The sequence below is a fragment of the Amycolatopsis tolypomycina genome, from assembly GCF_900105945.1.
Classification (GTDB): domain Bacteria; phylum Actinomycetota; class Actinomycetes; order Mycobacteriales; family Pseudonocardiaceae; genus Amycolatopsis; species Amycolatopsis tolypomycina.
In genome coordinates this window covers 5,143,483-5,167,780 of sequence record NZ_FNSO01000004.1, presented here as the reverse complement: position 1 = coordinate 5,167,780, position 24,298 = coordinate 5,143,483, and the positions used below count along the sequence as shown (strand labels likewise).

Sequence of the window (24,298 nt, the reverse complement as noted above, 5' to 3'; positions counted from 1 at the left end):
GGCGACCAGAACGGCAACCGGCGGTGGCGCGCTGGGTCGACGGCGCCGCTGGACTTCAGTGCGAACCCGGCGTTGCCGGTGAACGTGATGTCGCTGTGGTCATTGGGCGGTTCCCTGGAGCAGCCACCGGCCGGCTGGCACTTCGAGGAGGACTCGGGGGCCGAAGGGGGCGAGCCTGACCCGGGGGTCGTTCAGGATGTTGCGTACCTTGGTGTTTCGCTCGCCGCTGCTGATCCAGAACGTGTTGTCCAGGTAGGTGAACCAGACCGGGGTCACGTGTGGTGAGCCGTTGGGGCGGAGGGTGCAGAGCCAGAGGTTGGTTTCTCCGCCACCCCGAAGCCTTCATTGTGACTACGGCCGGCGGCGCCGGGTCAAGGCGGGAAAGCGTGCCTTGACCCGGCGCCGCCGGCCGTGTTCTGGCTTCGGATCGGGGTTGCGGGGGCTGTGGGCCCCGTGTTGCTCGGGCCGCGGCCTGCGGCCTGCGGCTGGCCGCGGGCGATGGGTGGGTGTCGGCAGCGCCGATCTCCCGCGCGTCGGTTGCCTTTCTTTACCTTGTGTTCTCACCGTTTCGTGTGATGCCGGTGTGTTCGATCGTCGGTAGTTTGAAGGTATGGCCAGTAACGCGACTCCCTCGCCCGACGCGGTGGCTCTTGCCGACCGCCTCGGTGAGCTGCTCGCGGCCAAGCGCTCTGCCGACGCCGAAATTGGTGCGCTGCTGGTGGAGATCGAGCAGCGTGGGGTGATGGAGCTGTTCGGCTATCGTTCTGTGGCACGGCTTCTGGAGCATCTCGCCGATGTGCCGAAGCCGGTTGCCGAGCGGGCGGTGAAACGGGCTCGGTTGGTGAACCCGGGCCGGAACCTTGATGGCTCCCCGATTCCTGCGCTGGCTCCCGGCACCGGCGCTGCCGCGCGGGCGGGGCGGTTGAGTGACCCGATGATCGATGTGATCACCGATGTCCTGACTCAAGTTCCGCCCGAGCATCGCCTGAGTGCCGAGGCCAACCTGCTGACGTTCGCGGAGGAGGCCGGGCACAAGCAGGTCGCCGCCCTCGGTGCCCGCATCCTCGCCCACCTGGCTCCCGACGGAACCGCCCCCGACGACACCGAACCTGTGGTTCCGGCTCGGGAGTTGTTCCTGCGCCGGAAAAGAACCGGGGTGTGGGAGCTGAGCGGCCGGTTCGACGACGAAACCGGCACCCGCGCCAGCGCGTTGCTGGACGCCCTGGCTGAGCGTCGCACCGGCGACGACGGCCCCGACTTCCGCACCACCCCGCTACGGCGACGCCTTCTCCGATGCCGTCGACCTTGCTCTCAACTCCCCGAACCTGCCCATGCAGGCCGGGGAACGAGCCCACGTGATGGTCGCGGTCTCCCTGAAAGACTTGAAGTCCGGGGTCGGGAAGGCCACCCTCGGCGACACCGGGACGATGACTGCTGCTGAGGCCCGGGTCCACGCCTGCGACGCCATGATCATCCCTGCGGTCCTCGGTGAGAAGAGCGAACCACTCAACCTCGGCCGCCTCCGTCGCCTGATCTCCGCAGGCCTCCGCCGAGCCCTCTTCCTCCGGGATCGGGGTTGCGCTTTCCCCGGCTGTCATCGGCCACCCCGGCATTGCCAAGGTCACCACATCCGCCACGTGCGCCATGAGGCGCGTGTTTATCCGATCGGAGGTGCAAGACCTCCGACGCTGGATCGTCACAGCGGTTCGGTGAAGCTGAGGGCAGCCTGACCTGCGGGAATGGGCAGGTTGAGGTGGCAAGCGGCCCTGACGAAGTCGAGTCGTGCCAGTATCGCCAGATGGTGCGGGCTCGGTGAGCGAGACGAGAAGGTATACGAATAGGAATCAGTGTCTGAAGCCTCGTTATGTGGAGCCGACTCGAACCTGGCGGATATGGGTCGGTAGTGCAGTGCGCGTGAACCAAGTGGTAGGGGTAGCGTCCGCCCGGGAATTGTTCTCGGGCAGCCTGTGGAGAAAGTCTGTGGCGTATTCACAGGGACTGCCGGGGTAAAGCTGGGTGCCTCACTCGTCGATCGGGAACACGTGAACATGGGAACCACCGCAAGCCTTCCATAAACGGGTCACAGCCGGTGGTCTGATGACGGATAGGCGCATTGCCTGCCGAGAGGCTTGCGATGGGGCGGAGTCGCCGTAGTACTCCGAGGACGGGAAAGCCGTCCACATGGGGAAGGGCGACAGCGAGACGAAGCAGGGAACTTGAGGTAATGCCAGAAGAAGCCTCACCGGTGAACATCGGTGATCTGCTGTTGGTGCCGTTCACCGCAGGGCAGCGGGTACTGGGAATGCAAACGAAGCTGCACCGTTGGGCGGCGGCCGATCCCGGCCGCCGGTTTGATGATCTCTATAACCTCGTGGCCGACCCCGCATTCCTCGTCACGGCGTGGGAACGGGTGTCGGGGAACACCGGAGCACGCAGCGCGGGTGTCGATCGGCGGACTGTCCGCTCGATCACCGAATCGAAGCTGGGTGTTGTCGGGTTGTTGGAGGAAATCCGGGCTGATCTGAAGGCTCGGGCGTTCCGTCCGCTCCCGGTCCGGGAACGGCACATTCCCAGAACCGGCGGGAAGACGCGCCGGCTGGGGATACCGACCGTGACCGATCGGGTCGTTCAAGCCTCGCTGAAGCTGGTCCTGGAACCGATCTTCGAGACCGGGTTCCGGGACTCCAGTTATGGTTTCCGGCCCAGACGCCGGGCCCAGGACGCCGTCGAGGAGATCCGCCACTATGCCCAGCAGGGCTATGAGTGGGTCTTCGAGGGCGACATCGCCGCCTGTTTCGACGAGATCGACCACACCGCCCTGCTCGGGCTGGTGCGGAAACGGATCAAGGACAAGCGGATCCTGGAGCTGATCAAGGCGTTCCTGCGCGCGGGAATCCTCAGCGAGGACGACGCCGACCGGGACACCCATTCCGGAACCCCTCAGGGCGGCATTCTGTCGCCGCTGCTGGCCAACATCACTCTCTCCGAACTGGACGACTATTTCCACCAGATCTGGGAGAACCACAGGAACTCCTGGACCCGGGCGCGCCATCGCCAACGCGGCGGCGCAACATTCCGGCTGACCCGTTATGCCGACGACTTCGTCGTCCTGGTCAACGGAACCCGAGACCACGCGGAGAAACTATGGGATGAGATCGGTGCGATCCTGGACCGGATCGGGCTTCGGCTCGCCCCGGAAAAGACACAGATCGTGCACATCGACGAGGGATTCGACTTCCTGGGATTCCGCATCCAGCGGCACACTCAATACGGAAGCGACCGGAAACTGATCTACACCTATCCGTCGAAGAAGTCGATGACTTCCATCAAACGGAAGGTGAAGGCAGCGACCAAGCGGATCACCCATCAGGACGCGGACCGACTGTTCCGGCAACTCGGGACGATGACCCGCGGATGGGCCCAGTACTTCCGGCACAGTTCCTCCAGCAAGGCCTACCACCATCTCCAGCACTACCTGTGGTGGCGGGTCTGGGAATGGCTGAAGAACAAACACCCCCGCACCAGCAGACGGTGGATCATCCGCCGCTACTACAACCGGCGGTGGCCGGAATACAACAGTGTCGCACTCTGGCAACCCGCCACGATGACCATTCAGCGTTATCGCTACCGGGGCCACCGGATACCGACACCATGGGACAAACCAGGCGTCTCGCCTGCCTGACGGCGACTCGTGGAGAGCCCGGTACTCGGAAACGGGTACGCCGGGTTCGGGAGAGCGGCAGGGGGAAACGACCCGGCGAAATCCGGACACCACGCCCCCTGCCGACTCTCACTGGGCAGACGGCGGCCCCACCGACCTGAACAACCTGGTGCTGACGTGCGCCCACCACCACCGGCTGCTGCACCGCTCCGGCTGGGAAGTCCGCATCGCCCCTGATGGCCTCCCGGAGTTCCTGCCACCGGTGTTCATCGACCGGCGCCGACAACCCCGACGCAACAACCTCCACGAACCACTCCCATTCGCAGCCTGAACACGGGAACGGCCCGCAGCCACACGGCTACGGGCCTACACCCACGAGCGCACCACAAGGCTTCGTTGACACCGCGATTCGTCGGCCAGCCGGTCTCCGGTGCTCACGCTCACCCAGCCGAGCCCAGGCGCGCCTCGGTCTCCACCCGTCCACGGTGCACCGGATCCTGCAGGCCGGTCCGCCGCTACGAGCACGGCGCGCCCGGTGACCTGGTGACCTGGTGACCGCAGACCAAACCAATGGCGAGGGTGGCGCGGTTCAACCCACAGCTCAGTACCCCTAGCACTGCCCGTCGGCGAGGACCCAGTACCCCGGGGACGTCTCCCGCAGCGCGTGGACCGTGAAGGTGTTCCACAGCCCCATGGCCTGGTTCGAACCGTTCGCGTACGTCTGCCCGCCGCTCTGGTGCGCGCGGCCCGCCTGCGTGTGCGCGTAGTTGCTCGCGCTCACGCACACTCCGGACGGAGAACTGGTCGTCGTCGGTGGCGTGGTGGTGCCGGAACCGTTGTCCAGCCCGAAGAACACGCCCGTGTAGTAGCTGGAACAGATGCCGGCGAGGAAGTACGCGCCGGTGCTGCCGCACTGCGTGGTGCCGGTGCCCGGGTCGACCGCCGTGCCGTGACCCATGCCCGCGATCGAATACAGCTGCACCTTGCCGGCGTAGTTCGTCAGCGTCGTGCCGCCGGGCAGGGACTGCGTGCTCGTCGGGGTCTGGGAGACGCCGTGCACCGCGGTCCACTGGTCGCGCAGCTCGGTGCCGTTGACCGGATAAACCGTGTAGTCGGCCGTGCCCTGCCAGATCGCGACGCGCGGCCACGGGCCGCCGTAGCCGGGGTACTGCGCCTTCACCTTCGCTGCCCACTGGGCCGGTGTCAGGCCCTGGTCGTTCTGCTGGCAGTTCGTCGCTTCGACGACGCTTGTCGCGCACTGGGCCGGTAGCCCGGCGTTGATGCCGCCCGCGGCGAAGACGTCCGGGTACGCCGCGAGCAGGTCGGCGGTCATCCCGCCGCCGGCCGACAAGCCCGTGACGAACACGCGGGAGCGGTCCGAGCCGTGGTCGGCGACCGCCTTGTCCACCATCGACCTGATCGACGCGGCCTCGCCGTTGCCGCGGGTGTCGTCGGCTGTGGAGAACCAGTTGAAGCACTTCAGCGAGTTGTTCGCGGTGGACTGCTGGGGGAACACGACCGCGAACCGCCAGCGGTCGGCCAGCTCGGGCCAGCCCGAATGGGCGTAGTAGTCCGCGGCGCTCTGCGTGCAGCCGTGCAGCGCGACGACCACCGGACGGCCGGTCGCGAGCCCGGCCGGGGTGTAGGTGTACATCGCCAGCGCGCCCGGGTTGGCGCCGAAGGAGGAGATCTGCACGAGGGACGACGGCGGCGGATCGGCGGCCGCCACTCCGACGGTGGTGAGCACGGCCGCGGTGATCGCGGCGAGTCCCGCGAAGGCGAGCTTGCGCATGGTGGGTTCCTTCTCGTCGTTGAGAGGGTCCCGAGTGACGCTAAGGCGGCCGTGCCGGGGAAGACCATGTGTCCCTCCACCACAACGGCTCGGCGATTCATGGTGGCCGGCGGGATGGCTCCCGGACGCCGCGCGCGGTTGGGTTCGAGGAATCGGACGAGGTGGAGGTGAACCGTGCGGGGTTGGCTGGCTTGGGTTCTGGCGGGCGCGCTCACGGCGGCGCTGCCCGCGACGGCGTCGGCTGCGGCCGGGCGCTGCGCGGTGGCCGTGCCCGGGGCGCAACAGCAGGTCGTCGCGTGCCTGGACGACCTGACGACGACCGGCACGCTCGCGTCCGGGCACACCGTCGAGGCCGACTGGGCCGGGCTGACGTCGGCCGGGCTGCCCACGTTCGGCGCGGTGCCCGGCGTCCAGGTCGACGGCTACTTCCCGGACTCCTCGACGGCGAACACCAACCACGGCTGGAACCACGACGCGCAGTTCGTGCTGCGGCTGCCGGACCGGTGGAACGGCGGCCTGGTCGTCGCCGGCTCGCCCGGCGTGCGGCGGCAGTACGCGAACGACCGCGCCATCGGTGACCAGGCGCTCGCCGAAGGCTACGCGTTCGCCGCGACCGACAAGGGCAACACCGGCGCGGCGTTCTTCACCGACGGCGTCCGCCCGGGCGACGCGCTCGCGGAGTGGAACTCGCGTGTCACGCAGCTGACGCTCGCCGCCCGCGCCGCCGCGGCCCGGCACTACGGCCGTCCGGTCACCAGGACCCTCGCCGCCGGGCTGTCCAACGGCGGGTACCTCGTGCGGTGGCAGCTGGAGAACCGGCCGTGGCTCTACGACGGCGGTGTCGACTGGGAAGGGACGCTGTGGCGGGCGGACGGGCCGAACCTGCTCACGTTCCTGCCGCCGGCCCTGCGCGCCTACCCGGCGTACGCGGCGGGGTCCGCGGCGGCACACCAGTCCATTTTGGACGCCGGGTTCGCGCCGGGGTCGGAGTTCCTGTGGGACTACCACTACCGCGTCTACTGGGACCTGACCCAGCGGATCTACCGCGAAGAGGTCGACCCGTCCTTCGACGGCTCACTCGAGGCGGGCACTCCGTTCTGCGCCAGTGGGACGCCGGCCTGCGACGCCGACTACGCCTACGTCACACGGCCGCCTTCGGTGGCGCGGGCCGTGGACCGGATCTCCCTGACCGGGCGGATCGGCAAGCCGCTGCTGACCCTGCACGGCACCCTCGACACGCTGCTGCCGATCACGCGCGACTCCGACGTCTACGACCGGATGATCCGCGACGCGGGGCGCGGGGCGCTGCACCGGTACTACCGGATCGAGGGCGGCAACCACGTCGACGGGCTCGTCGACGCCTTCCCGGACCGCCTGCGCCCGCTCGGCCCGTGCTTCCGGACGGCGTTCGACGCGCTCGGCGGGTGGCTGCGCGGGGTGCGCCCGCCGGCCTCGGCGACGATCGCCCGCCCCGCCGGGGCGACCCCGGCGGAGCTGGCGACGACGTGCGACCTGGTCAGTCGCCCTTGATGAGGTGCTCGGCCAGTTCCGGGCTGAACGTGCCCGCCGGGACGCCCTGGCCGTAGCCGCAGCTGCCGTCGGAGTCGCCGGGGACCTTGATCCACAGCTGCATCTCCGGGCCGCCGCCGAGCTGGGCCGTCGCGCCGAGCTTGCGCTTCGGCGGGTTGCACCACAGCTTGTCGTCGGGGGTGCCGTGGCCGTTGCCGTTGCGGCTGGTGTCGACCACGAACGGCGCCGCGTACCCCAGTGCCGAGCCGACGGCCTTGCCGTAGGCCGTCGACTCGGCCGTGGTGTAGAAGTTGGACACGTTCAGCACGAAGCCGTGGACGGACTGCACGCCGACCGACTTCAGCCGCGAAGCCATCGTGGCGGCCGGGATCCAGGTGGCGTTGCCGCCGTCCATGTACGCCCAGGTGTTCGGGGCCTTCTGCGCGAACTGCGTCGCGGCGAACTTCAGCAGGTCGACGCGGGTCTGGCGGGCGTCGCCGGGCAGGCAGTCGAGCTGGGCGAGCGCGTCCGGCTCGATGATCACGACGGCCGGCTTGCCGCCGATGCCGTCGGCGAACGCGGAGATCCAGTCGCGGTAGGCCTGCGGGCTGCCGGCGCCGCCGGTGGACTCGCCGCCGCAGTCGCGGCCCGGGATGTTGTAGGCGACCAGGACGGGCAGCTTGTCGGCGACGTCGGCGGCGTAGGTGTAGGAGTCGACCGCCGCGCGGATGTCCCCGCTCCAGTTGCCGAACCAGCGGGCGCCGGGCTTGGTGGCGATCGACGTCCGGATCGCGCCGGCGCGGCTGTCGCCGGGGTGGTCGCGGACCCACGTCGCCGGGTTCGAGTCCGGGTCGACGTAGAAGCCGTTGGTCTTCTCGAGCGGATTGCCGTCCGCGGCGAGGGCCGGGGACGCGGGTGCGAGCCCGGTGAGCGCCAGCGTGGCGGCCACGAGCCAGGTCTGGATACGCATTTCCCCAGATTGCCGACGCGGTGTACACGAATCGTACAAAAACGCGGGTGAACCGGATCGAACCCGTGTCCGTACTACTGGGTGAGGGCCGCGGTGTACCTGCCGCGGAACCCATGCCGAGCTGCGGTTTTACCGTCCGGACGGTCGACCCCGTTCGGCCGCTTGCGGGCGCGTCGACCGTCATTCATGATGGGCTTCGGGGTCCGCGAAAATTCGTTAAAGTCGAATATCCAGGTGTCGGCCATGCTGCGGAAGAACCGTCCGTCCGGAAGTGAACGTCATGCTCCTACCTGTGCCCGGGGCCGCCTGATGGCCGTGGACCTGCCGGGCCTCGCGATCGTCGCCGGGCTGCTGCTTCCGGCGTTCACCGCCGCCGCCTGGGCGATCTCCCTGGAACGGCGGCGGCGGCCACGCCGGCCCCCGGCCGAACCCGAATTCGGCGCGGAGCCGGACTTCACCGTGGCCGGGATCCAGTCGCGTCTGCGCCGCGAGCTGGTGACGCGGCAGCTGGCCGAAGCGGGCACGGTGGCCCTGCCGACGTTGCCGATCCCGGCCCAGACCCGCCGCGAACCCGCCATGGCCCGGCTGCCGTCCCGGGTGGCCGGTGTCCTCCCGCCCCCGCGCCCGGCGACCGCGGGGGCTCCGGCGCCGCGGTTCGCCTTCGCCCCACCGGACACGGATCTGATGCGCCGCATCCTCGACGGACTGCGCAAACTGGACTGATCCTCAGGGCGCGGTGAGCGGCTCTTCCCGGTACGCCCGGTGCAGCAAGGCCAGGAAGGACGGTGCCTCGGGCAGGGGCACGGAACCGATCCGGTGGACCGCGACCCCCGGTGTCCACGAGTTCAGCACCGCGGCCCCGGCCAGGTCCGGCAGGTCCGCCTGGGTGATCTCCCGGACGTGCTGGGGCACGCCGAGGCGGTCGAGCTGCCTGCGCACGATGCCCATGGTGGTGCCGCGCAGCATCGGGGCATCCGGCCACACGACCGCGGCGCCGTCCCAGAAGGCGAGGTTCCAGATGGTGCCTTCGCTGAACCGGCCCCGGCGGTCGACGAACGCCGCGTCGTCGGCACCGGCCTCGGCGGCCTGGCGCAGCAGGTACGTCTTGGCCGCCTCGCCGACCTGCTTCACGTGCGGGAGGAAGCGTTCGTGCTCGCTGATCGCGAGCGCCAGCGGCCCGGCCGGCCCGTCGGCCGGGGACCCGGTGCGGACCAGCACGTCCGGCTCCGCGGCCGCGTCCGCGGTGAACTCGCCGGAAGACACCGTCGCGACCAGCGAGACGTCACCGGGGCTGCCGGCCAGCGCCGACCGCAGGAAGGAACGCACCCGGTCGTCGGGCACTGCCCGGCCGAACAGCTCCAGCGACGCCGACCGCAGCCGGTCCAGGTGCAGGTCGAGGCCACGCACCCGGCCGCCGCGCACCTGCATGGCGGTGAAGTGGGCGTACCCGGCGAACGCGAGCGGCGCCAGCTCCTCGGCCGTCGCCGCCCGCCCGTTTCGTTGTGCCACGTAGAGAGCCATACCGGCACCCTAGAATCTGACACCGGTGTGAGGTTCAACCGCGGATGGGGGAGATCACATGAAGATCGGGGAGCTGGCGCGCCTGACCGGCGTCAGCCCGCGGCTGCTGCGCTACTACGAGGAGCAGGGGCTGCTCATGTCGCAGCGGGCCGGGCGGGGCCATCGCCGGTACGCCGAGGACGCTCCGGCGATCGTCGGGGACATCCGGGCCCTGCTCGCCGCCGGCCTGCCCACCGCCGTCATCCGCGAGGTCCTGCCCTGCGTCGAGGGGCCGGGCCTCGAGCTGGAGCACTGCGCGGCGCCGGTGCTCCGGGAGCAGCTGCGCGGCATCGACCGCAGGATCGCGACGCTCCAGAGCGCGCGGACCGCCCTCGCCGGACTGCTTTCGGCCACCGAACGCTGATCACAGGGCCGCCGGGGACTCGGCGTCCGGGATCAGCAGCCGCGGCGCGCCCGAGCCGTCGGCCGGGACCGACCAGACGTCCGCGTGGCCGGGGCCGCGGGGCAGGCCGTAGCCGATCGTGTGGTCGTCGAGCCAGGCGGGCTGGTCGTCGACGCTGCGGGTCTCCGCCAGCGGTGTCACCTTCGCGGCCGCGAGGTCCAGCACCGACAGCCGCCAGCCCTTCGCGGGGTCACCGTCCACAGCGGACTTGAAGGCCACCCGCGTCCCGTCCGGGGACAGCGACGGGCATTCGACGTTCTCGCGCAGCGTGCGGATCGTGTGCGCGGCGAAGTCGCCCGCGACCAGGTAGCGGTGGCCCGCCGTCGACATGGTCGCGTAGAAGTGGCGGTCGTCGCGGGTGAACGTCACGCCCCAGAAGTTGGCGTCGGCCGCCTGGTAGGGCCTGCCGTCGCGGGTCACCGCGTAGTCCTCCAGGGTGCCCGCGAGGTCGCCGGTCGCCGTGTCGAGGATGCCGGCGCGGGTGGAGAACAGGCCGCCGTTGTAGGAGTCGCCGGTGACGAACACCGTCCACGCGAGCATCCGGCCGCTCGCCGACACCCGCGCCCGGTTCGGCAGCCCGACCAGCGGGAGCTCCCGCTGCACCGCCAGGGTCCGGTCGAGCACCGCCAGCTGGTAGGTGGTCAGGTCGCCGTCCTGGCGCAGGCACAGCCCGGTGCCACCGGCGGCGTACACCCGCGCGCACGACAGCGGCGACACCGTGCGCGGGCCACCGGGGTCGCCGGCGGACACCGTGGCGACGTGCCCGCGGTCGGCGTCGGCGGTGCTGCGGAACAGCAGCCGCGGACCGGGCGCGAGGCTGACCGCGCCGGTCGCGGTGACACCGTGATTACGGGCGCTCGCGAAGCCGACGTACGCGACCGCGGCCCCGGCCAGCACGAGCACGCCGACGACGGCGATCAGGATCCGGGTCTTCACGCCGTCGCCTTTCGCAGCACCGCGAAAGTCGCGGCGATCGCGACCACGGCCCCGCCCGCGGCGACGGCGATGGCGAGGTCGGCGCCCCAGAGCTGCCAGGCGAGTCCGAACAGGACGGACGAGGCGAAGTACGCCAGCGCCTGCGCGGTCTGGACCAGGGAGATCCCCGTGGTGCGCAACGACTCCGGCAGCAGCGGGCCGGCCAGCGCCATGAGGACGCCGTCGGTCGCCGCGTAGAACGCGCCGTACAGCGCGAGCGACAGGACGATCAGCGGCCACCCGGACACCGGCCCGGCCAGCAGCAGGTAGACCAGCGCCAGCGCGCCGTAGCCGCCGAGCACCACCGGCAGCCTGCCGATCCGGTCGGCGAGCACGCCCAGCGGGGCGGCGAGCAGCAGGTAGCCGAGGTTCGTGCCGACGGCGAGCAGCGGGAACCAGCCGGTGGCAATGTCCTCCTTGTGCTGCAGCAGCAGGTAGACGAACCCGTCGCCGACCGTGGCCAGCCCGAGCACGCAGGCGGCCACCAGCAGCCGTCGCACGCCGGCGCCGCGCAGCAACGCGGCCGCCGCCCGGGGCGAAACCGGGTTCGCGGCCGGTTTCGGCGTCCGGCGGTCGCGGACGAACAGCACCAGCAGCAGCACGCCGATCGCGGCGATGCAGAAGCTGACGACGAACACGGCGTCGAACGCCTCGGGGTCGGCCGCGCCGACCGCGGCCAGCACGGCGAGCGCGACCAGCGGCCCGGCGAACGCGCCCACGCTGTCCATCGCCCGGTGCACGCCGAACGCCCGGCCGAGCAGCGGTTCGGGGGCCGACAGCGTGATCAGCGCGTCCCGCGGCGCCGTGCGCAGGCCCTTGCCGGTGCGGTCGAGCGTGATCACCGCGCCGATCGCGGCCGCCGACGCCCCGGCCGCGAGCAGGCCGAGCTTCGCCACCGCGGACAGCGCGTAGCCGGCACCGGCCACGGTCTTGCGCCGCCGGACGCGGTCGGCGACGTACCCGCCGACGACCCGCAGCAGCGCCGTCGCGCCGGTGTAGAGGCCGTCGACGAGCCCGTATGCGGCGGGGCCGAGGTGCAGCCCGAGGACCAGGTACACGGGCAGGACCGCGGTGACCATCTCCGACGAGACGTCGGTGACCAGGCTGACGGCACCGAGCGCGAAGACGTTCGCGCCGACCGCCGAGAGCCTGCCCTTCGCGGCGTGCTCTCGGCGGCCGATGGTGGCGAGGTACACGCGGTTACTGCCAGACGTCGAGGATCGGCGACTTGCTCGCGGCGTTGCCGATGCCGGGCAGGCCGTAGGCCGCCTCGATGGTGCGCAGCACGGTGTAGTGGTTGATCGTTTCGCTGTAGCTGCCGACCTTGACGTGCGCGCCGGTGAAGGTCGTGAAGATCTGGTTGACCGAGGTGTTGCTGTCCTCGTCGAACGTCGTGATCAGCAGGCTGTTGTGCGTCTTGGCCCACTGGGCGTAGGCGTCGAGGTTCTTCTTCAGCCAGGTGTCGCCGGTGCCGATGCTGCAGTCGTGCATGTCAGAGCACATGTCAGGAGTCACGAAGGCGACGGTCGGCAGCTGGGTGAAGTCCGAGGGGAAGCCGGAGAACCGGACGTTGCTCGCGGCGGGGACGTTCGAGAAGTCGACCCAGCTGTTGTGCTTGCGCCGGTAGGTGCCGCTGGAGCAGCCGGTGTAGCCGTCCGAGGGCATGGCTTCGGAGTAGCCCTTGAACGTCTTGCCGGCGTCGATCAGCTGGCGGCCGAGGTTGGGCTTCGCGCCGAGGTTGGCGGGGCAGCTGTCGTCGGTGACGCCCTGCGTCGCGCCGGAGAAGAGGGCGACGTAGTTGGGCTGGCTGGGGTGGGTGATCGCGAAGGAGCTCGTGAACTTCGCGCTCTGCGCGGCGAGGGTGTTGAAGTAGGGCGCGCTGGAACTGCCGTTGATCGAGGAGTACTTCTTGTTCTCGAACATGACCAGGACGACGTGGTCGAACGCCGGCACGGCGGCCGCGGCCGGCCGCACGGCGGCGGGCTCGTCCGTCCCGGAGAGGACGGCCGCGGTGACGGTGACGGCGGCGGCCAGCGTGGCCGCGGCGAAGATCCGCTTGCGGATCATGGGTCCTCCAGCACTGAGGGGGTGGGCGCCTCATGGTGCCCACGGCAGGGGGCCGGTTCGTGAGCTGCTGTGGTCCGGTTCGTGAACTCCAGGAAACCTCCGGCGGACAACGGAAAGAGTGGGTGAATGACTTTCCGGTGTCAACCTCCTTTGGTGGGGGAGATCCGGGCGGTTCCCAGCTCGTTCGAAGGAACGGCGCCGACACTCGGGTGCCATGGAGCTATGCGAGGAGCCGGCGACGCTCGACGTGGCGTGCGGCCGGACCCGGAGATTTCGCGGCCGCACCCGGCGGCCCGGCTGACGGCACTGAGGTGCGAGTGTGATCTCGCTTTCGTTGCCGGTGACCGGGTCGAGGTTGCCGGTGACCGGAACGCCGCACGAACCTGGCGCTGCTCACCGGTCCTGTGCGTGCACGCGGGCAGCCCGGCGCTCGTCCGCTCCCTGACGCCGGGTGACGCGCGGCCGGCCCTGGTGTCCGATGTGGACACGCTGGCGCAGCCGGCCGCGGTGGTGCCGATGGGGCCGCACCACCCACTGCTGCGGCTGCGGTCGGACCGAGCGGCGGGTAATCCGGTCGTTTCCCCACGGCGAAGCCGTTACTGTCCGGCCCATGGACGGCAAACTCATCGACCGGATCCGCGGCGCCCGGCGGATCGCCGCGCTGACCGGGGCGGGCATCTCCACCGCGTCCGGGATTCCCGACTACCGCGGTCCCGAAGGCGTCTGGACGCGCACGCCGAGCGCCGTCAACGCCTTCACGCTCGAGAACTTCATGGCCGGCTCCGCGGTGCGCCGCGAATTCTGGCGCGCGTACGCCGACCATGCCGCCTGGCGGGCCGAACCGAACGCGGCCCACCGCGCGCTGGCGGAGCTGGACACCGCGGGCGTCGCCGTCCGCGTGCTCACCCAGAACGTCGACGGCCTGCACCAGCGGGCCGGGCTCGCCGCGCGCAAGGTCCTCGAACTGCACGGCAGCATGCACACCACGCGGTGCACCGGGTGCGCGGCCGGGTTCCCGACCACGGAGATCCTCGCGGCGGACGACGAAGACCCGGCGTGCCCGCGATGTGGCGGGATTCTCAAGCTCGACGTTGTCCTCTTCGGACAGTTGCTCGACGGCGATGTCCTCGGTCAGGCCCGGACCATCGCGGCGGCCAGCGGGCTCTTCCTGGCGATCGGCAGTTCGCTGCAGGTGGAGCCGGCGGCGTCGCTGTGCACGGTCGCCGTGCGGGCCGGGGCGACGCTGGTCGTCGTCAACCGCGACCCGACGCCTTATGACGACGACGCCGCCTTCGTGCTGCGGGAAGACATCGAGGCCGTCGTGCCGGAACTCTGCGCGGCGGTGACGCGGTGATCCGCGAAGCCCGCGCCGGCGACTGGCCCGCGCTCTGGCCGATCATCCACGACGTCGTCACCGAGCAGCGGACGTTCGCCTACGACCCGGCGATGACCGAGGACGCCGCGCGGCGGATGTGGCTGCTCGCCCCGCCCGCCCGGGTGGTCGTCGCCCTCGACGGCGACCGGGTCACGGGGACGGCGAACATGTACGCCAACCGGCCGGGGCCCGGCAGCCATGTCGCGTCCGGCAGCTTGATGGTGGCGAAGGAGGCGCGCGGCACCGGAGTGGGCCGGGCGCTCACGACGGACATGATCGACTGGGCCCGGCGAAGCGGCTTCGCGGCGATCCAGTTCAACGCGGTCGTCGACGTGAACGTGGCGGCGGTCCGGTTGTACGAGAGCCTGGGGTTCGTGACGCTCGGAACGGCGCCCGGCGCCTTCCGCCACCCGGACGCCGGGGATGTCGGGCTGCGGATCATGTGGCTGGACCTGCGGTGACCCGCCCGCCGAACCGCCAGGTGTGCACTTCGACGGCGGCGTAGCGGTCCTCGGTGAGGAGCGCGCGGGCCGCGGCCGGGGTGGCCGCCCGGACCAGCGCGGCCGTGCCGAGCCAGGTGGCGCCGTCGTCGGACAGGAGCGGCCCGTACGCGACGAGGTCATGGCCGTCCGGGCGGTCGACGTCGGCGGGCGCACCTTCGCCGAGGCCGAGGACCAGGTAGCCGGCCGGCTCGCCGGGGGAGTCCCCCATGGTCGTCCCGAGGACGTTCCGCCACCGGCGCAGCAGGACGTCCCGGTACCCGCCGGCCTGGTAGGTGGGCTCGTCGAAGGCGAACGCCCGGGCCGCGGCCGGGTCCGGCAGGTCGAGGACGTGCACGCTGCCGGTCGGGGTGCCGTCGGCGGCCAGGGTCGGGCCGCGGGCGATCATCCGGGCCGCGTACCGGTCCATATAGGACCAGTGCGCTTCGAGCGTTTCCTGCCGCAACGCCGCCGAACCGGGGCGGTCGCGGTGGTAGCAGAAGAACTCCATGCGCCCGAGTATTCCGGAAGTCAGGGCGTTTTCGGCGGGTCCGGCAGTTCTTCGGCGAAGATCGCGTCGATCTTCCGGCTCGCGGTCCGCACATTCGCGACGACCGCGATGCCCGCGACGAGCACCACGAGCAGCAGCGGCAGCCACCCGAAGCCGCCGATGGCGAGCCCGCAGGCCGGCGCCGTGATCAGGACGACTGCCCGGCCGGCGACCCGCGGCCACGCGGGACGGGGCTTGGCGTGCCGGCCGCGCGGGGTGGGGAAAACCGGCCGCGCGAGGGCAGCGTGGACACTCATCCAGACCTCCGAAAATGTCGCCGAACCGGCCGGTACCGATTTCCGGCCGCGGTGCCGATCCGCGGCACGTGGGATGTGTCGGCCCGGATCTTGCTGCGGTTACTCGTCGTTATGGGTTCGAGTCCCGATTTCCGGAAATGCGCCGGGCGCCATTCCGACGGCTTTTCCGCACCAGGGCCATTGGACCCGGATCCGCGCGCCGGAGGTCCCGCTCAGGAGTCGTGACCGGGGCCCTTGCCTTTGCCCTTGCCCGGGTTTTCGGTCTTTTCCGGCTTCCCCGGCTTCGACTGCTCGCTCGGCGGGACCGAGGTCTCGTCGGTGACGGCGGCGGGTTCGAGCGACGCCGGCCCGCTGGTCGTCGGCTGCGGATCCGAGCCGCCGGAGCCGGAGCGCGGCAGGAGGGTGCCGGTGGCGGTGGGCGGGGTCGACGACGACGTCGTGGCCGGGGCGACCGACGAGTCGGCGGCCGGCGGCTGCGCCGGTGTGCTGGAGCTCGTCTCCTGCTCGACCAGCAGGACGGCGGCCGCGGCGGCCACCGCGGCGGCGGTCAGCCCGGCCGCGGCGGCCAGCCGGCGGCGCTTCCGGCTGTCAACGGGCGCCGCGGCGGCGACGTCGTGGGAGCCCGCGACAGGGACCGGGGTCGAGTCGTGGCGCGCCGCGCCCTCGACCGGCGGACGGGCCGGACCGGCGGCCGCCGGCAGGCCGGAGACCGGACGGCGACGCCACCGCGGGCTGCGGCCCGGCCTGCTCCACGGCAGCGTCGGCGGCGGGGCGTGCAGCATGTCCGGCACCTTCGCGGCCGCGGGCCGGTCGGCCGGTTCGCGCTGCGTCATCCGGCGCAGCGTGTACGCCAAGGCGGCGGGCAGGTCCTCCGGGACGCGGGGCGGCCGGGTCAGCCGGGCCATCGCCGCCTCGACCATCGTGCCCGGGTACTCCCGTTCGCCCGTCAGGCACTCCAGCAGGATCAGGCCCAGCGCGTACACGTCCGCCGGGGGCCCGGCGGGCTCGCCGGACACCTGCTCGGGCGCCAGGTACGCCGCCGTGCCCGGGATCAGGCCGGTGCCCGTGATGTGGGTGGCGTCGAGGGCGTGGGCGATGCCGAAGTCGCCGATCAGCGGGCCGTTCACGGACAGGAACACGTTGGCCGGCTTCAGGTCGCGGTGCACTATGCGCCGCGCGTGGACGTGGGCGAGCGCCTCGGCGAGGCCGTCGGCCAGCGCCAGCACCTCCGCCACCGGCAGCGGGCCGCCCAGCAGCCGCTCCGCGAGGTTCTCGCCCTCGACGAGCTGCATCACCAGGTACGTGCGGCCGTGCTCGGTGCCGCTGTCGAGCAGCGCCACCACGCCGGGATGGCTGATGCTGCCCTGGATCGTCATCTCGCGCAGCCGGCGCCGCTGGTCCACGGCGACCGCGTCACGGTCGTAGATCTTGACGGCGACCTCGCGGTTCAGCCGGGTGTCGTAGGCCCGGTAGACGCGGGCCGTGCCGCCGCTGCCGATCAGCCTGCCGACCTCGTAGCGGCCGCCCAGCAGACCCGGCGGGCGCTCGTCGTCGAGGGCCCGGCGCGGGGTGATGGCGAATTCGCCGAGTGCGTAACGGCCGCACGTGACCCCCGCCCCGTCGTCCGTCGGCGGGCGCCCCGTTCTCCCGGCTTCGTCGGCCACGGGCGCCAGGTACCCCGGCCCCGCGCCCGGCAAACGTCGGAAGATCACGAAGAAAGTATCGTCCGGGCGCCCGCCGGTGTGACAGTCAGGGCCGCGCGAAGGCGTCCACGCCGGTGAGCTGCGCCGACAGCGTCCAGAGGCGCTCGGCCTGCGCGCGGTCGACGGCGTACCGGCGGACCCCGGAGTCGGCCAGGCCCTCGGCGTCCTCCGGCGCGAGCTCGGCGACGTCGCAGTCCTCCAGGTACAGCCCGCCGAGCCCGGCCAGCTGGGGCGAGGTGGCGGCCCACACGGTGGTCGCCGCGCCCTGCTCGGGCGTCTTGAACTCCATCAGGTAGTTGCCGGCCTCGTCGATCCAGCCGCGTTCGATCATTTCTTCCCGCGGCAGGTGCCGCTGCAGCGGCGTCATGATGCCGCCGGGGTGCAGCGCGAACGCGTGGACGTCCTTCTCGGCGCCCAGCTCGTCGAGCCGGACCGCGAAGAGCACGTTCGCCGTCTTCGCCTGGCCGTAGGCCTGCCACTTCTCGTAGCCGCGCTCGAAGTGGACGTCGTCCCAGCGGATCGGCGAGTAGTGGTGGCCGCGCGAGGACAGCGAAACCACGCGGGCACCCTCGGTGACCGCCGGCCACAGCCGGTTGACCAGCGCGAAGTGGCCGAGGTGGTTGGTGGCGAACTGGGCCTCCCAGCCCGGCCCGACGCGGGTCTCCGGGCAGGCCATGATGCCGGCGTTGGCGATGAGGAGGTCGATCCGCCGTCCGGTGGCGAGGAAGCGTTCGGCGAACGCGCGGACGCTCTCGAGGTCGCCCAGGTCCAGCTCGCCGACCTCGACGTCGTCGATGCCGGCGAGCGCTTCCTGGGCGGTCTCGCGGCGGCGGGCCGGGACGACGACGTGGGCGCCGGCGCCGGTCAGCGCGCGGGTGGTTTCGAGGCCGATCCCGGAGTACCCGCCGGTGACGACGGCGAGCTTCCCGGTGAGGTCGACGCCTGCGACGGCCTCGGCGGCGGTGGTGGTGGCGCCGAAGCCCGATCCGATCTTGTGCTGTGCGGTGGTCATGTCCCCGACGCTACGAGCTGGAGTGCGCTCCAGCGCAAATCGCGGCCGGGGCCGAAACGGGGGACAATCGGGGGGAGAGGCAGCCGACCCAGGAAGGCTCTGATGTCCGACTACTACGGGAACCAGCCCCAGGACGTCCGCCCGGGGATCGACGCGCGCCGCCTGTGGGCGGGCGGCGTGGCCACGGCGGTGGTCGCGGCCCTGCTCGCGGTCGTCGGGCTGCTGATCGCCCGCGGGATCTTCGAGGTCGAAGTGCTGGCCCCAAAAGGCGAGGGCGTCTGGGGCAACGCGAGCACCACGACGTACGCGCTGGTCGCCGCCGCGGTGGCCCTGCTCGCCACCGGGCTGATGCACCTGCTGAGCGTGGCGACGCCGGCGCCGTCCCAGTTCTTCGGCTGGATCATGGTGCTGGTTACGCTGATCGCGGTGGTGCTGCCGCTGACCCTGACGGTCGCGCCGAGCGCGAAGATCGCCACGGCCGTCATCAACCTCGTCATCGGGCTCGTCATCGCCGCGGTGGTCAACAGCATGGCGGCCAGCGCCCGCACCCTGCACCGGCGCCGCAGCCAGCAGAGCGCGGCACCGCCGCCGCCGACCCGGCAGCAGTGGACCCAGCAGGATCCGCCGACCCGGTACTACGACCGGTGACCGCGGTGAACGCCCGGGAGGGGGACATCCGGGAGACCAACCGCCGGGTGATCGAGCAGTTCCGCGCGGGCGGCGAGGTCGACGGCATGCACCGCGAGCGCCTGGCCCTGCTGACGACGACGGGCCGGGTTTCGGGCGAGGCCCACACGACCCCGATGATGGTCCACCGCGACGGGGACCGGTGGCTGGTGGTGGCGTCGAACGTGGGCGCGCCCCGGCACCCGGACTGGTACCTGAACCTGGAAGCCGACGCGCGGGTGCACGTCGAGGTGGACGGGCGTGCCTTCGACGCGGAGGCGCTGCCGCTGCTCGGCGCGGACTACGTGCGGACCTGGACGGTGCTGGAGCGGGAGTACCCGTTCCTGGCGGACCACCAGGCGAAGGCCCGGCAGGCGAAACGGGTGATCCCGGTCGTGGAGCTGTCCGAAGAGGACTGAACCAGTCCTCTTCGGACTGTCCTACTTGCTCGCCACCCGGCGGTACCGCGCCGTCGCCAGCGGTGCGAAGACCGCGATGATCGCGATGCAGCACAGGATCGCGTACAGCGCCGCGTTCTCCGCCGGCCAGCCCGTCGGCGGGGCGCCGAACCGGTTGCCGAACAGGTCCCGCGTCGCGTTGATCACCGCCGTGAACGGGTTCCAGTCCGCGATCGCCTTCAGGAACGCCGGGAGCGTGTCCGTCGGGACGAACGCCGAGGAGATGAAGCTCAGCGGGAACATCCAGATCAGCCCCGCGCTCTGCGCGACCTCCACGCTGCGCGCCGCCAGGCCGATGAGCGCGCCCACCCACGACAGGGCCCACGCGAACATCAGCATCACCAGGTAGCCGAGCAGCGCGTCCCAGAAACTGCCGCGGATGCGCCAGCCCACCAGCAGCCCGCACGCCGACATCACGACCAGCGCCACCACGCTGACCACCAGGTCCGACGTCGTGCGGCCGAGGACCACCGCGATCCGGGACATCGGCAGCGAGCGGAACCGGTCGATGATGCCCTTCTGCAGGTCGTTGGCGAAGCCGATGACCGTGAACGCCGAGTTGAACGCCACCGTCTGGGCGAAGATCCCGGCGATGAGGAACTCGCGGTACGCCGCGCCGCCCGCTTCGCCGCCGATCGCGTTGCCGAAGACGTACGCGAACAACAACACGAACATGATCGGCTGCAGGGTGGCCGCCATCAGCCAGTCGGGGTTGCGGCGGACGTTCATCAGGTTGCGCCACGTGACGATGCCGCCGTCGGAAATGCCCTTCGCGAGCGCGTTCACTGGGCAGCCTCCGAAGCGCCGTGGCCGGTCAGGGACAGGAAGACGTCGTCGAGGGTCGGCCGGTGCAGGCCGACGTCCTGGACCGTGATGCCTTGGGAGTCGAGCCGCCGCAGCGCCTCGATCAGGGCCTTCGGCCCGGTGTCGACGAGGATCTCGGCGCGCCGCGTGTGGTCGTCGCCGGACGGCTCGCCGGTGCCGACCGCGCGCAGCACGTCCAAAGTGGCCGGCAGGTCCGCGGCCGAGGCGACGACGAGCTCGAGGCGCTCGCCACCGGTCTGCGCCTTCAGCTCGTCCGCCGTGCCGCGGGCGATCACCCGGCCGTGGTCGATCACCACGATCGAGTCGGCGAGCTGGTCGGCCTCTTCGAGGTACTGGGTGGTCAGCAGCACGGTGGTGCCGTCGGCCACCAGCTCCTTGATGACCTCCCAGGTGTCGAGCCGCCCGCCCGGGTCGAGGCCGGTGGTGGGCTCGTCCAGCACGACGACGGTCGGCTCGGCGACCAGCGCGCCCGCGAGGTCGAGCCGGCGGCGCATGCCCCCGGAGTAGCCCTTCGCCGGCCGGTCGGCGGCCTCTTCGAGCCGGAACCGCGTGAGCAGCTCCCGGGCCCGCGAGCGGGCCGCGGCCTTCTTCCGGCCGTAGAGCCGCCCGACCATGTAGAGGTTCTCGAACCCGGTCAGGTTCTCGTCGACGGCCGCGTACTGGCCGGACAGCCCGATCCGCCGCCGCACCTCGTCCGGCTCGGCGAGCACGTCGTAGCCTGCCACGTGCGCCGACCCCGAGTCCGGGCGCAGCAGCGTGGTCAGGATGCGCACGGTGGTGGTCTTCCCGGCGCCGTTCGGGCCGAGCAGGCCGAGCACCTGCCCGGCCGGGATGTCGAGGTCGACGCCGTCGAGCGCGCGCGTCGAACCATAGGTCTTCACGAGCCCGCGTACCCGGACGGCGGTGTCCGGCTCCGGCTGTGGCATGTCGGCTCCCCCTTCAGGTGACCCCGACAAGCTAGGCCAAGCGGCTCGATTTGTCCTCCGGGTTTAACCCTGGTTCGCCGAAAGCGTGACGCCGAACTCCGGCGGCGTGCGCAGCGACTGGAACACGACGCAGTAGCGCTCGGTCAGCTTCTTCAGCGTGGCGAGCTGCTCCTCCGAAGCATCGGTGTCGAGGGCGAACGACAGCCGGATGGCGCGGAAGCCCACCGGCGCGTCCTTCGCGACGGCGAGCGTGCCGCGGAAGTCGAGGTCGCCCTCGGCCCGGACGCGTCCGCCGCGGACGGTCAGCCCGAGCGACGTCGCCACGGCCCGCAGCGTCACGCCCGCGCACGCGACGAGCGCTTCGAGCAGCATGTCCCCCGAACAGGCGAGGGTGCCGTCGCCGCCGGTGGCCGGGTGCAGGCCCGCTTCGACGATCGCGCGGCCGGTCTCGACCTTGCAGGAGATGCCGAGGCCGTCCAGCTCGGCGTCGGCGTGCAGCGTGACGAGCGCGCTTTCCGGCTGCTCCCGGTACTTCTCCTTCAGGGGCGCCTGGGTCGCCCGCAGTTCTTCGGTGTCCATCCGCTGATTCTGCTCCGGAAAACACCGAAGCGGGGAGACCGTGGCCTCCCCGCTTCAGTGATTCACGTTCAGCTCAGGGTGACAGCCACGTCGTCGATGACGAACGAGGTCTGCAGGGAGCTGTCCTCGGTGCCGGTGAACTTCAGCGCGAGGGTGCCGCCGGCGGCCGACGAGACGTCGATCGTCTTGAGCACGTAACCCGATGCCTTGTTCAGGTTGGAGTAGCTGCCCAGCGTCGCGCTGCCGTTGGTCACGGTCAGCTTGTCGTAGGCGGTGGAGGTGGTCGTCTCCGCGGTGTCGATGTGCAGGTAGAACGTCAGGCTGGCGTGGCAGCCCGCCGGGATGCTCACCGACTGCGCGATCGACTCGGTGTGCGTGGTGCCGTAGCCGTCCAGCCAGGACGAGTACGTGCCGCCGTGCGCGGCCTGGCCCTGCGAGCCCCACTGGCCGATCGAGCCGGTGGTGCCGGTCCAGCTCGTCGCGCCCGATTCGAAGCCGCCGTTGGCGATCTTCTGGCCGGAGCAGCCGCCGGTCGTGCCGACCGTCCAGGAGAACGACGCCGTGCCCGGCTTGCCCGCGCTGTCGGTCGCCGTCACGGTGACGTTCGAGGTGCCCGCGGTGGTCGCGGTGCCCGAGATCGTGCCGGTGGACGAGCTGATCGACAGGCCGGCCGGCAGCCCGGTGGCCGACCACGTGTAGGGCGCGGTGCCGCCGGAAGCCGACAGCGGCAGGTTCACCGAAGCGCCCGTGACCGTCGACTGGTTGCCCGGGTTCGAAACGGTGACCGTGCCGGTCGCCGAGCAGGTCGGGTCGGCCGACTGGGCCGGCACGCTGATCGCGTCCCACGCCGCCTTGACGGTGTTGAACTCGGTGCAGCTGCCCGGGAACAGGTTCTTCGCCGCGGTCAGCGTCCAGGTGCGGTACTTCAGGTACGAGCTGCTGGAGGTCTTGAGCAGCATCGCGTTGTAGAAGATCTTCAGCGCGCTCTGCACGCCGAGGCCTGTGATGGTGGAGCTGTTGCACGTGGTGCTGGTGGGCTGCCCGTTGGTCGGGTTGGTGCCTTCGGCCAGCAGGTAGAACCAGTGGTTGCCGGGGCCGGCGGCCGCGTGCACCTCACCGTTGGGAACGCTGCTGTCGTAGCAGTTCTTGTCGCCCAGTGCCGACGGGTTGTACATGTTGCGGATCGGGCCGGAGCCGACGAGGTTGATCGTCTCGCCGACGAGGAAGTCCGGGACGTCGCCGCCCGAAGGCTCGTTGGCGAACCACTCGGTCGAGGCGCCGAAGACGTCCGCGACGAACTCCTGCGTGCCCGCACCGGAGATGCCGCCCGGGGTGTGGTCGTCGATGCCGTGGCCGAGCTCGTGCGCGACGACGTCCAGCGAGCTGATCCACTGGCCGGCGGTGTTCTTGCCGATCTGGACCTGGCTGCCGTCGTAGTAGGCGTTCTGGTCGTTCAGGCCGACGCGGATCGGCCAGCCGCCGCCGCTGCCGTCGAAGCCGTTGCGGCCCAGCCACTGCGTGAGCATCTTCTTCTCGGTCTGCGCGGCGAACAGGGCGTCGACGCAGCCGGTCTCGCGGCTGGTGGCGTTGCCGTTGCCCCACAGGTCGTCCGGGCCGCTGAACGTGGTGTTGTTGGCCGCGTCCTGGCAGGAGACGTTGGTGAGGTTCGGGTCCTTCAGCGAGTACGTGCTGCCGGACACGGTCGTGTCGAGGTGCACCGGGTTCGGGCGGTTGTACGCGCTGGTGCCGTCACCGTTCATGACGTGCTCCTGCGTGCGGAGCACCTTGCCGGTGGCGGCGTCGACGATGACGTCGAGCCGGCTCGGGCCCTCGGCGTCGCGGCCGACGACGGTGGTCTTCCACGCCAGCGTCGGCGTGCCGAGCGCGTAGACGACCTGCTGGGCGGGGCTGATGCTCTCCACCGCGGACAGCTGCTGCCGCGCGGTCGTCTCGGCCGCGTCCTTCGAGACCTTCGCCGTGGTGGTGGCCAGGTTGATCGTCTGGTCCTGCGCGACGGAGGTGCCGAGCACCTGGCCCGTCGAGTCGGTGGCGACCACGAAGTCGCCGCCCACCACGGCCAGGCCCTTGTAGCTGCGCTCGTACGGGATGTACTTCAGGCCGTTGGTGGCGGAAATCGCCTTCTGGGCCAGGAAAACGTCGTCCGCGCTCGCGTGCAGCGCGGCGGGCCTGCTCGCCACGAGCCCGGCCGCCGCCGACACGGCCAGGGTCTGGGCGTCCGGGACGGCGTTCGGGGTCGTGGGCTGGGCCTGGGCGGTGGTGGTCGTGCACACCGCGGCGATGAGCGCGCCGCTCGCGGCCAAGACGAATGGACGTCTCAGGTGCATCGAAGGATCTCCTCCGGGCAGGGCGAACCGGCCCGGGGTCGAGCCGGGCCGAGAACGGGGACGACGGGGAAAAATGGTGCGGCTTAGCGGAAATCAGGATCCGGGGTCGAAGCCTCGTGAACAAGCGACGAACGTACGGTCTTATCTGCATGTCGCAATACATGCCAAATAGGACATTCGACGCTA

Annotated in this window: 22 protein-coding genes and 3 pseudogenes; 10 read left to right on the top strand and 15 right to left on the bottom strand. The window is 71.1% G+C overall.

From position 1 onward, the window contains the following. Positions 1 to 99: 99 nt before the first annotated feature. A pseudogene (locus tag BLW76_RS33175) lies at positions 100 to 303 on the bottom strand (pyridoxamine 5'-phosphate oxidase family protein); the annotation flags it as partial. Between the two features lie 307 nt (positions 304 to 610). Here BLW76_RS33175 and BLW76_RS50695 point away from each other — a divergent pair. The 3 genes and pseudogenes from BLW76_RS50695 to BLW76_RS50060 form a co-directional block, all read left to right on the top strand. Then, a pseudogene (locus tag BLW76_RS50695) lies at positions 611 to 1,637 on the top strand (HNH endonuclease signature motif containing protein); the annotation flags it as partial. Positions 1,638 to 2,224: 587 nt separating this feature from the next. Further along, positions 2,225 to 3,682 carry a group II intron reverse transcriptase/maturase gene (ltrA, locus tag BLW76_RS33165; protein ID WP_167384815.1) on the top strand — a complete coding sequence of 486 codons (1,458 nt, stop codon included), beginning with the start codon at positions 2,225 to 2,227 and terminating at the stop codon, positions 3,680 to 3,682. A gap of 109 nt (positions 3,683 to 3,791) precedes the next feature. Further along, positions 3,792 to 3,992: pseudogene (locus BLW76_RS50060) on the top strand (HNH endonuclease signature motif containing protein); the annotation flags it as partial. 279 nt (positions 3,993 to 4,271) lie between these two features. Here the strand turns inward: BLW76_RS50060 and BLW76_RS33155 are convergent. Beyond that, positions 4,272 to 5,453: an extracellular catalytic domain type 1 short-chain-length polyhydroxyalkanoate depolymerase gene (locus BLW76_RS33155; RefSeq protein WP_091314877.1), complete on the bottom strand. Its 1,182-nt coding sequence runs from the start codon at positions 5,451 to 5,453 to the stop codon at positions 4,272 to 4,274. A 174-nt stretch (positions 5,454 to 5,627) separates the two neighbouring features. Between BLW76_RS33155 and BLW76_RS33150 the strand changes: the two genes are divergently transcribed. Further along, positions 5,628 to 6,983 (top strand): alpha/beta hydrolase family protein, encoded by a 1,356-nt coding sequence (locus BLW76_RS33150; protein ID WP_244170437.1) that lies wholly within the window; start codon positions 5,628 to 5,630, stop codon positions 6,981 to 6,983. On the opposite strand, the gene BLW76_RS33145 is transcribed toward BLW76_RS33150, so the two are convergent. Next, positions 6,970 to 7,932: a glycoside hydrolase family 6 protein gene (locus BLW76_RS33145; RefSeq protein ID WP_091314875.1), complete on the bottom strand. Its 963-nt coding sequence runs from the start codon at positions 7,930 to 7,932 to the stop codon at positions 6,970 to 6,972. The genes BLW76_RS33150 and BLW76_RS33145 overlap by 14 nt on opposite strands. Before the next feature lie 309 nt (positions 7,933 to 8,241). Here BLW76_RS33145 and BLW76_RS33140 point away from each other — a divergent pair, with 309 nt between their 5' ends. Next, complete coding sequence (locus BLW76_RS33140; RefSeq protein WP_091314873.1) at positions 8,242 to 8,655, top strand: hypothetical protein; 414 nt, start codon at positions 8,242 to 8,244, stop codon at positions 8,653 to 8,655. Positions 8,656 to 8,658: 3 nt separating this feature from the next. Here BLW76_RS33140 and BLW76_RS33135 read toward each other — a convergent pair whose 3' ends face one another. Then, positions 8,659 to 9,453: an aminotransferase class IV family protein gene (locus tag BLW76_RS33135; RefSeq protein WP_091314870.1), complete on the bottom strand. Its 795-nt coding sequence runs from the start codon at positions 9,451 to 9,453 to the stop codon at positions 8,659 to 8,661. Between the two features lie 58 nt (positions 9,454 to 9,511). Here BLW76_RS33135 and BLW76_RS33130 point away from each other — a divergent pair, with 58 nt between their 5' ends. Then, positions 9,512 to 9,856, top strand: a complete 345-nt coding sequence (locus tag BLW76_RS33130; protein ID WP_091314868.1) for a MerR family transcriptional regulator — start codon at positions 9,512 to 9,514, stop codon at positions 9,854 to 9,856. On the opposite strand, the gene BLW76_RS33125 is transcribed toward BLW76_RS33130, so the two are convergent. From BLW76_RS33125 to BLW76_RS33115, 3 genes are read right to left on the bottom strand one after another with little or no spacing between them, the layout of a single operon-like run. Then, a complete protein-coding gene (locus BLW76_RS33125; RefSeq protein WP_091314866.1) occupies positions 9,857 to 10,831 on the bottom strand; it encodes a TolB-like translocation protein in 975 nt (324 codons plus the stop codon). Beyond that, on the bottom strand, positions 10,828 to 12,066 hold the full coding sequence (locus BLW76_RS33120; RefSeq protein ID WP_167384814.1) for an MFS transporter: 1,239 nt from the start codon (positions 12,064 to 12,066) through the stop codon (positions 10,828 to 10,830). The genes BLW76_RS33125 and BLW76_RS33120 overlap by 4 nt, the downstream gene beginning before the upstream one ends. Before the next feature lie 4 nt (positions 12,067 to 12,070). Further along, the gene (locus BLW76_RS33115) at positions 12,071 to 12,937 is read right to left on the bottom strand and encodes an alkaline phosphatase family protein (protein WP_091314864.1); all 867 of its coding nucleotides are present in this window, start codon (positions 12,935 to 12,937) and stop codon (positions 12,071 to 12,073) included. A gap of 610 nt (positions 12,938 to 13,547) precedes the next feature. On the opposite strand from BLW76_RS33115, the gene BLW76_RS33110 reads away from it, so the two are divergent. Both BLW76_RS33110 and BLW76_RS33105 read left to right on the top strand, forming a co-directional pair. After that, positions 13,548 to 14,291 (top strand): SIR2 family NAD-dependent protein deacylase, encoded by a 744-nt coding sequence (locus BLW76_RS33110; RefSeq protein ID WP_091314862.1) that lies wholly within the window; start codon positions 13,548 to 13,550, stop codon positions 14,289 to 14,291. Then, positions 14,288 to 14,773, top strand: a complete 486-nt coding sequence (locus tag BLW76_RS33105; protein ID WP_167384813.1) for a GNAT family N-acetyltransferase — start codon at positions 14,288 to 14,290, stop codon at positions 14,771 to 14,773. The genes BLW76_RS33110 and BLW76_RS33105 overlap by 4 nt, the downstream gene beginning before the upstream one ends. On the opposite strand, the gene BLW76_RS33100 is transcribed toward BLW76_RS33105, so the two are convergent. The 4 genes from BLW76_RS33100 to BLW76_RS33085 form a co-directional block, all read right to left on the bottom strand. Beyond that, positions 14,751 to 15,302, bottom strand: a complete 552-nt coding sequence (locus tag BLW76_RS33100) for a YciI family protein (protein WP_091314857.1) — start codon at positions 15,300 to 15,302, stop codon at positions 14,751 to 14,753. The genes BLW76_RS33105 and BLW76_RS33100 overlap by 23 nt on opposite strands. A gap of 20 nt (positions 15,303 to 15,322) precedes the next feature. Next, positions 15,323 to 15,598, bottom strand: coding sequence for a hypothetical protein (locus BLW76_RS33095; RefSeq protein ID WP_091314855.1), 276 nt, complete (start codon positions 15,596 to 15,598; stop codon positions 15,323 to 15,325). 212 nt (positions 15,599 to 15,810) lie between these two features. After that, entirely contained in the window at positions 15,811 to 17,310 is a 1,500-nt protein-coding gene (locus BLW76_RS33090; protein WP_244170436.1) for a serine/threonine-protein kinase, read from the bottom strand. Between the two features lie 37 nt (positions 17,311 to 17,347). After that, a complete protein-coding gene (locus BLW76_RS33085; protein ID WP_091314853.1) occupies positions 17,348 to 18,313 on the bottom strand; it encodes an SDR family NAD(P)-dependent oxidoreductase in 966 nt (321 codons plus the stop codon). A gap of 102 nt (positions 18,314 to 18,415) precedes the next feature. Between BLW76_RS33085 and BLW76_RS33080 the strand changes: the two genes are divergently transcribed. Continuing rightward, positions 18,416 to 18,961, top strand: a complete 546-nt coding sequence (locus BLW76_RS33080; protein ID WP_091314851.1) for a DUF6069 family protein — start codon at positions 18,416 to 18,418, stop codon at positions 18,959 to 18,961. After that, positions 18,958 to 19,398, top strand: a complete 441-nt coding sequence (locus tag BLW76_RS33075; RefSeq protein ID WP_244170435.1) for a nitroreductase/quinone reductase family protein — start codon at positions 18,958 to 18,960, stop codon at positions 19,396 to 19,398. The genes BLW76_RS33080 and BLW76_RS33075 overlap by 4 nt, the downstream gene beginning before the upstream one ends. Positions 19,399 to 19,419: 21 nt before the next feature. Here the strand turns inward: BLW76_RS33075 and BLW76_RS33070 are convergent, their stop codons facing one another. The 4 genes from BLW76_RS33070 to BLW76_RS33055 form a co-directional block, all read right to left on the bottom strand. Further along, positions 19,420 to 20,223 carry an ABC transporter permease gene (locus tag BLW76_RS33070; protein WP_091314849.1) on the bottom strand — a complete coding sequence of 268 codons (804 nt, stop codon included), beginning with the start codon at positions 20,221 to 20,223 and terminating at the stop codon, positions 19,420 to 19,422. Then, on the bottom strand, positions 20,220 to 21,188 hold the full coding sequence (locus tag BLW76_RS33065) for an ATP-binding cassette domain-containing protein (RefSeq protein ID WP_167384812.1): 969 nt from the start codon (positions 21,186 to 21,188) through the stop codon (positions 20,220 to 20,222). The genes BLW76_RS33070 and BLW76_RS33065 overlap by 4 nt, the downstream gene beginning before the upstream one ends. 63 nt (positions 21,189 to 21,251) lie before the next feature. Then, positions 21,252 to 21,767, bottom strand: coding sequence for an OsmC family protein (locus BLW76_RS33060; RefSeq protein WP_091314847.1), 516 nt, complete (start codon positions 21,765 to 21,767; stop codon positions 21,252 to 21,254). Between the two features lie 68 nt (positions 21,768 to 21,835). Then, positions 21,836 to 24,112 (bottom strand): M4 family metallopeptidase, encoded by a 2,277-nt coding sequence (locus BLW76_RS33055; protein WP_091314845.1) that lies wholly within the window; start codon positions 24,110 to 24,112, stop codon positions 21,836 to 21,838. Positions 24,113 to 24,298: the final 186 nt, after the last annotated feature.

Coding starts and splice junctions, on each gene's coding strand:
- ltrA (WP_167384815.1), top strand. CDS start 2,225: ATGCCAGAAGAAGCCTCACCGGTGAACATCGGTGATCTGCTGTTGGTG.
- BLW76_RS33155 (WP_091314877.1), bottom strand. CDS start 5,453: ATGCGCAAGCTCGCCTTCGCGGGACTCGCCGCGATCACCGCGGCCGTG.
- BLW76_RS33145 (WP_091314875.1), bottom strand. CDS start 7,932: ATGCGTATCCAGACCTGGCTCGTGGCCGCCACGCTGGCGCTCACCGGG.
- BLW76_RS33140 (WP_091314873.1), top strand. CDS start 8,242: ATGGCCGTGGACCTGCCGGGCCTCGCGATCGTCGCCGGGCTGCTGCTT.
- BLW76_RS33135 (WP_091314870.1), bottom strand. CDS start 9,453: ATGGCTCTCTACGTGGCACAACGAAACGGGCGGGCGGCGACGGCCGAG.
- BLW76_RS33130 (WP_091314868.1), top strand. CDS start 9,512: ATGAAGATCGGGGAGCTGGCGCGCCTGACCGGCGTCAGCCCGCGGCTG.
- BLW76_RS33115 (WP_091314864.1), bottom strand. CDS start 12,937: ATGATCCGCAAGCGGATCTTCGCCGCGGCCACGCTGGCCGCCGCCGTC.
- BLW76_RS33110 (WP_091314862.1), top strand. CDS start 13,548: ATGGACGGCAAACTCATCGACCGGATCCGCGGCGCCCGGCGGATCGCC.
- BLW76_RS33100 (WP_091314857.1), bottom strand. CDS start 15,302: ATGGAGTTCTTCTGCTACCACCGCGACCGCCCCGGTTCGGCGGCGTTG.
- BLW76_RS33095 (WP_091314855.1), bottom strand. CDS start 15,598: ATGAGTGTCCACGCTGCCCTCGCGCGGCCGGTTTTCCCCACCCCGCGC.
- BLW76_RS33085 (WP_091314853.1), bottom strand. CDS start 18,313: ATGACCACCGCACAGCACAAGATCGGATCGGGCTTCGGCGCCACCACC.
- BLW76_RS33080 (WP_091314851.1), top strand. CDS start 18,416: ATGTCCGACTACTACGGGAACCAGCCCCAGGACGTCCGCCCGGGGATC.
- BLW76_RS33065 (WP_167384812.1), bottom strand. CDS start 21,188: ATGCCACAGCCGGAGCCGGACACCGCCGTCCGGGTACGCGGGCTCGTG.
- BLW76_RS33060 (WP_091314847.1), bottom strand. CDS start 21,767: ATGGACACCGAAGAACTGCGGGCGACCCAGGCGCCCCTGAAGGAGAAG.
- BLW76_RS33055 (WP_091314845.1), bottom strand. CDS start 24,112: ATGCACCTGAGACGTCCATTCGTCTTGGCCGCGAGCGGCGCGCTCATC.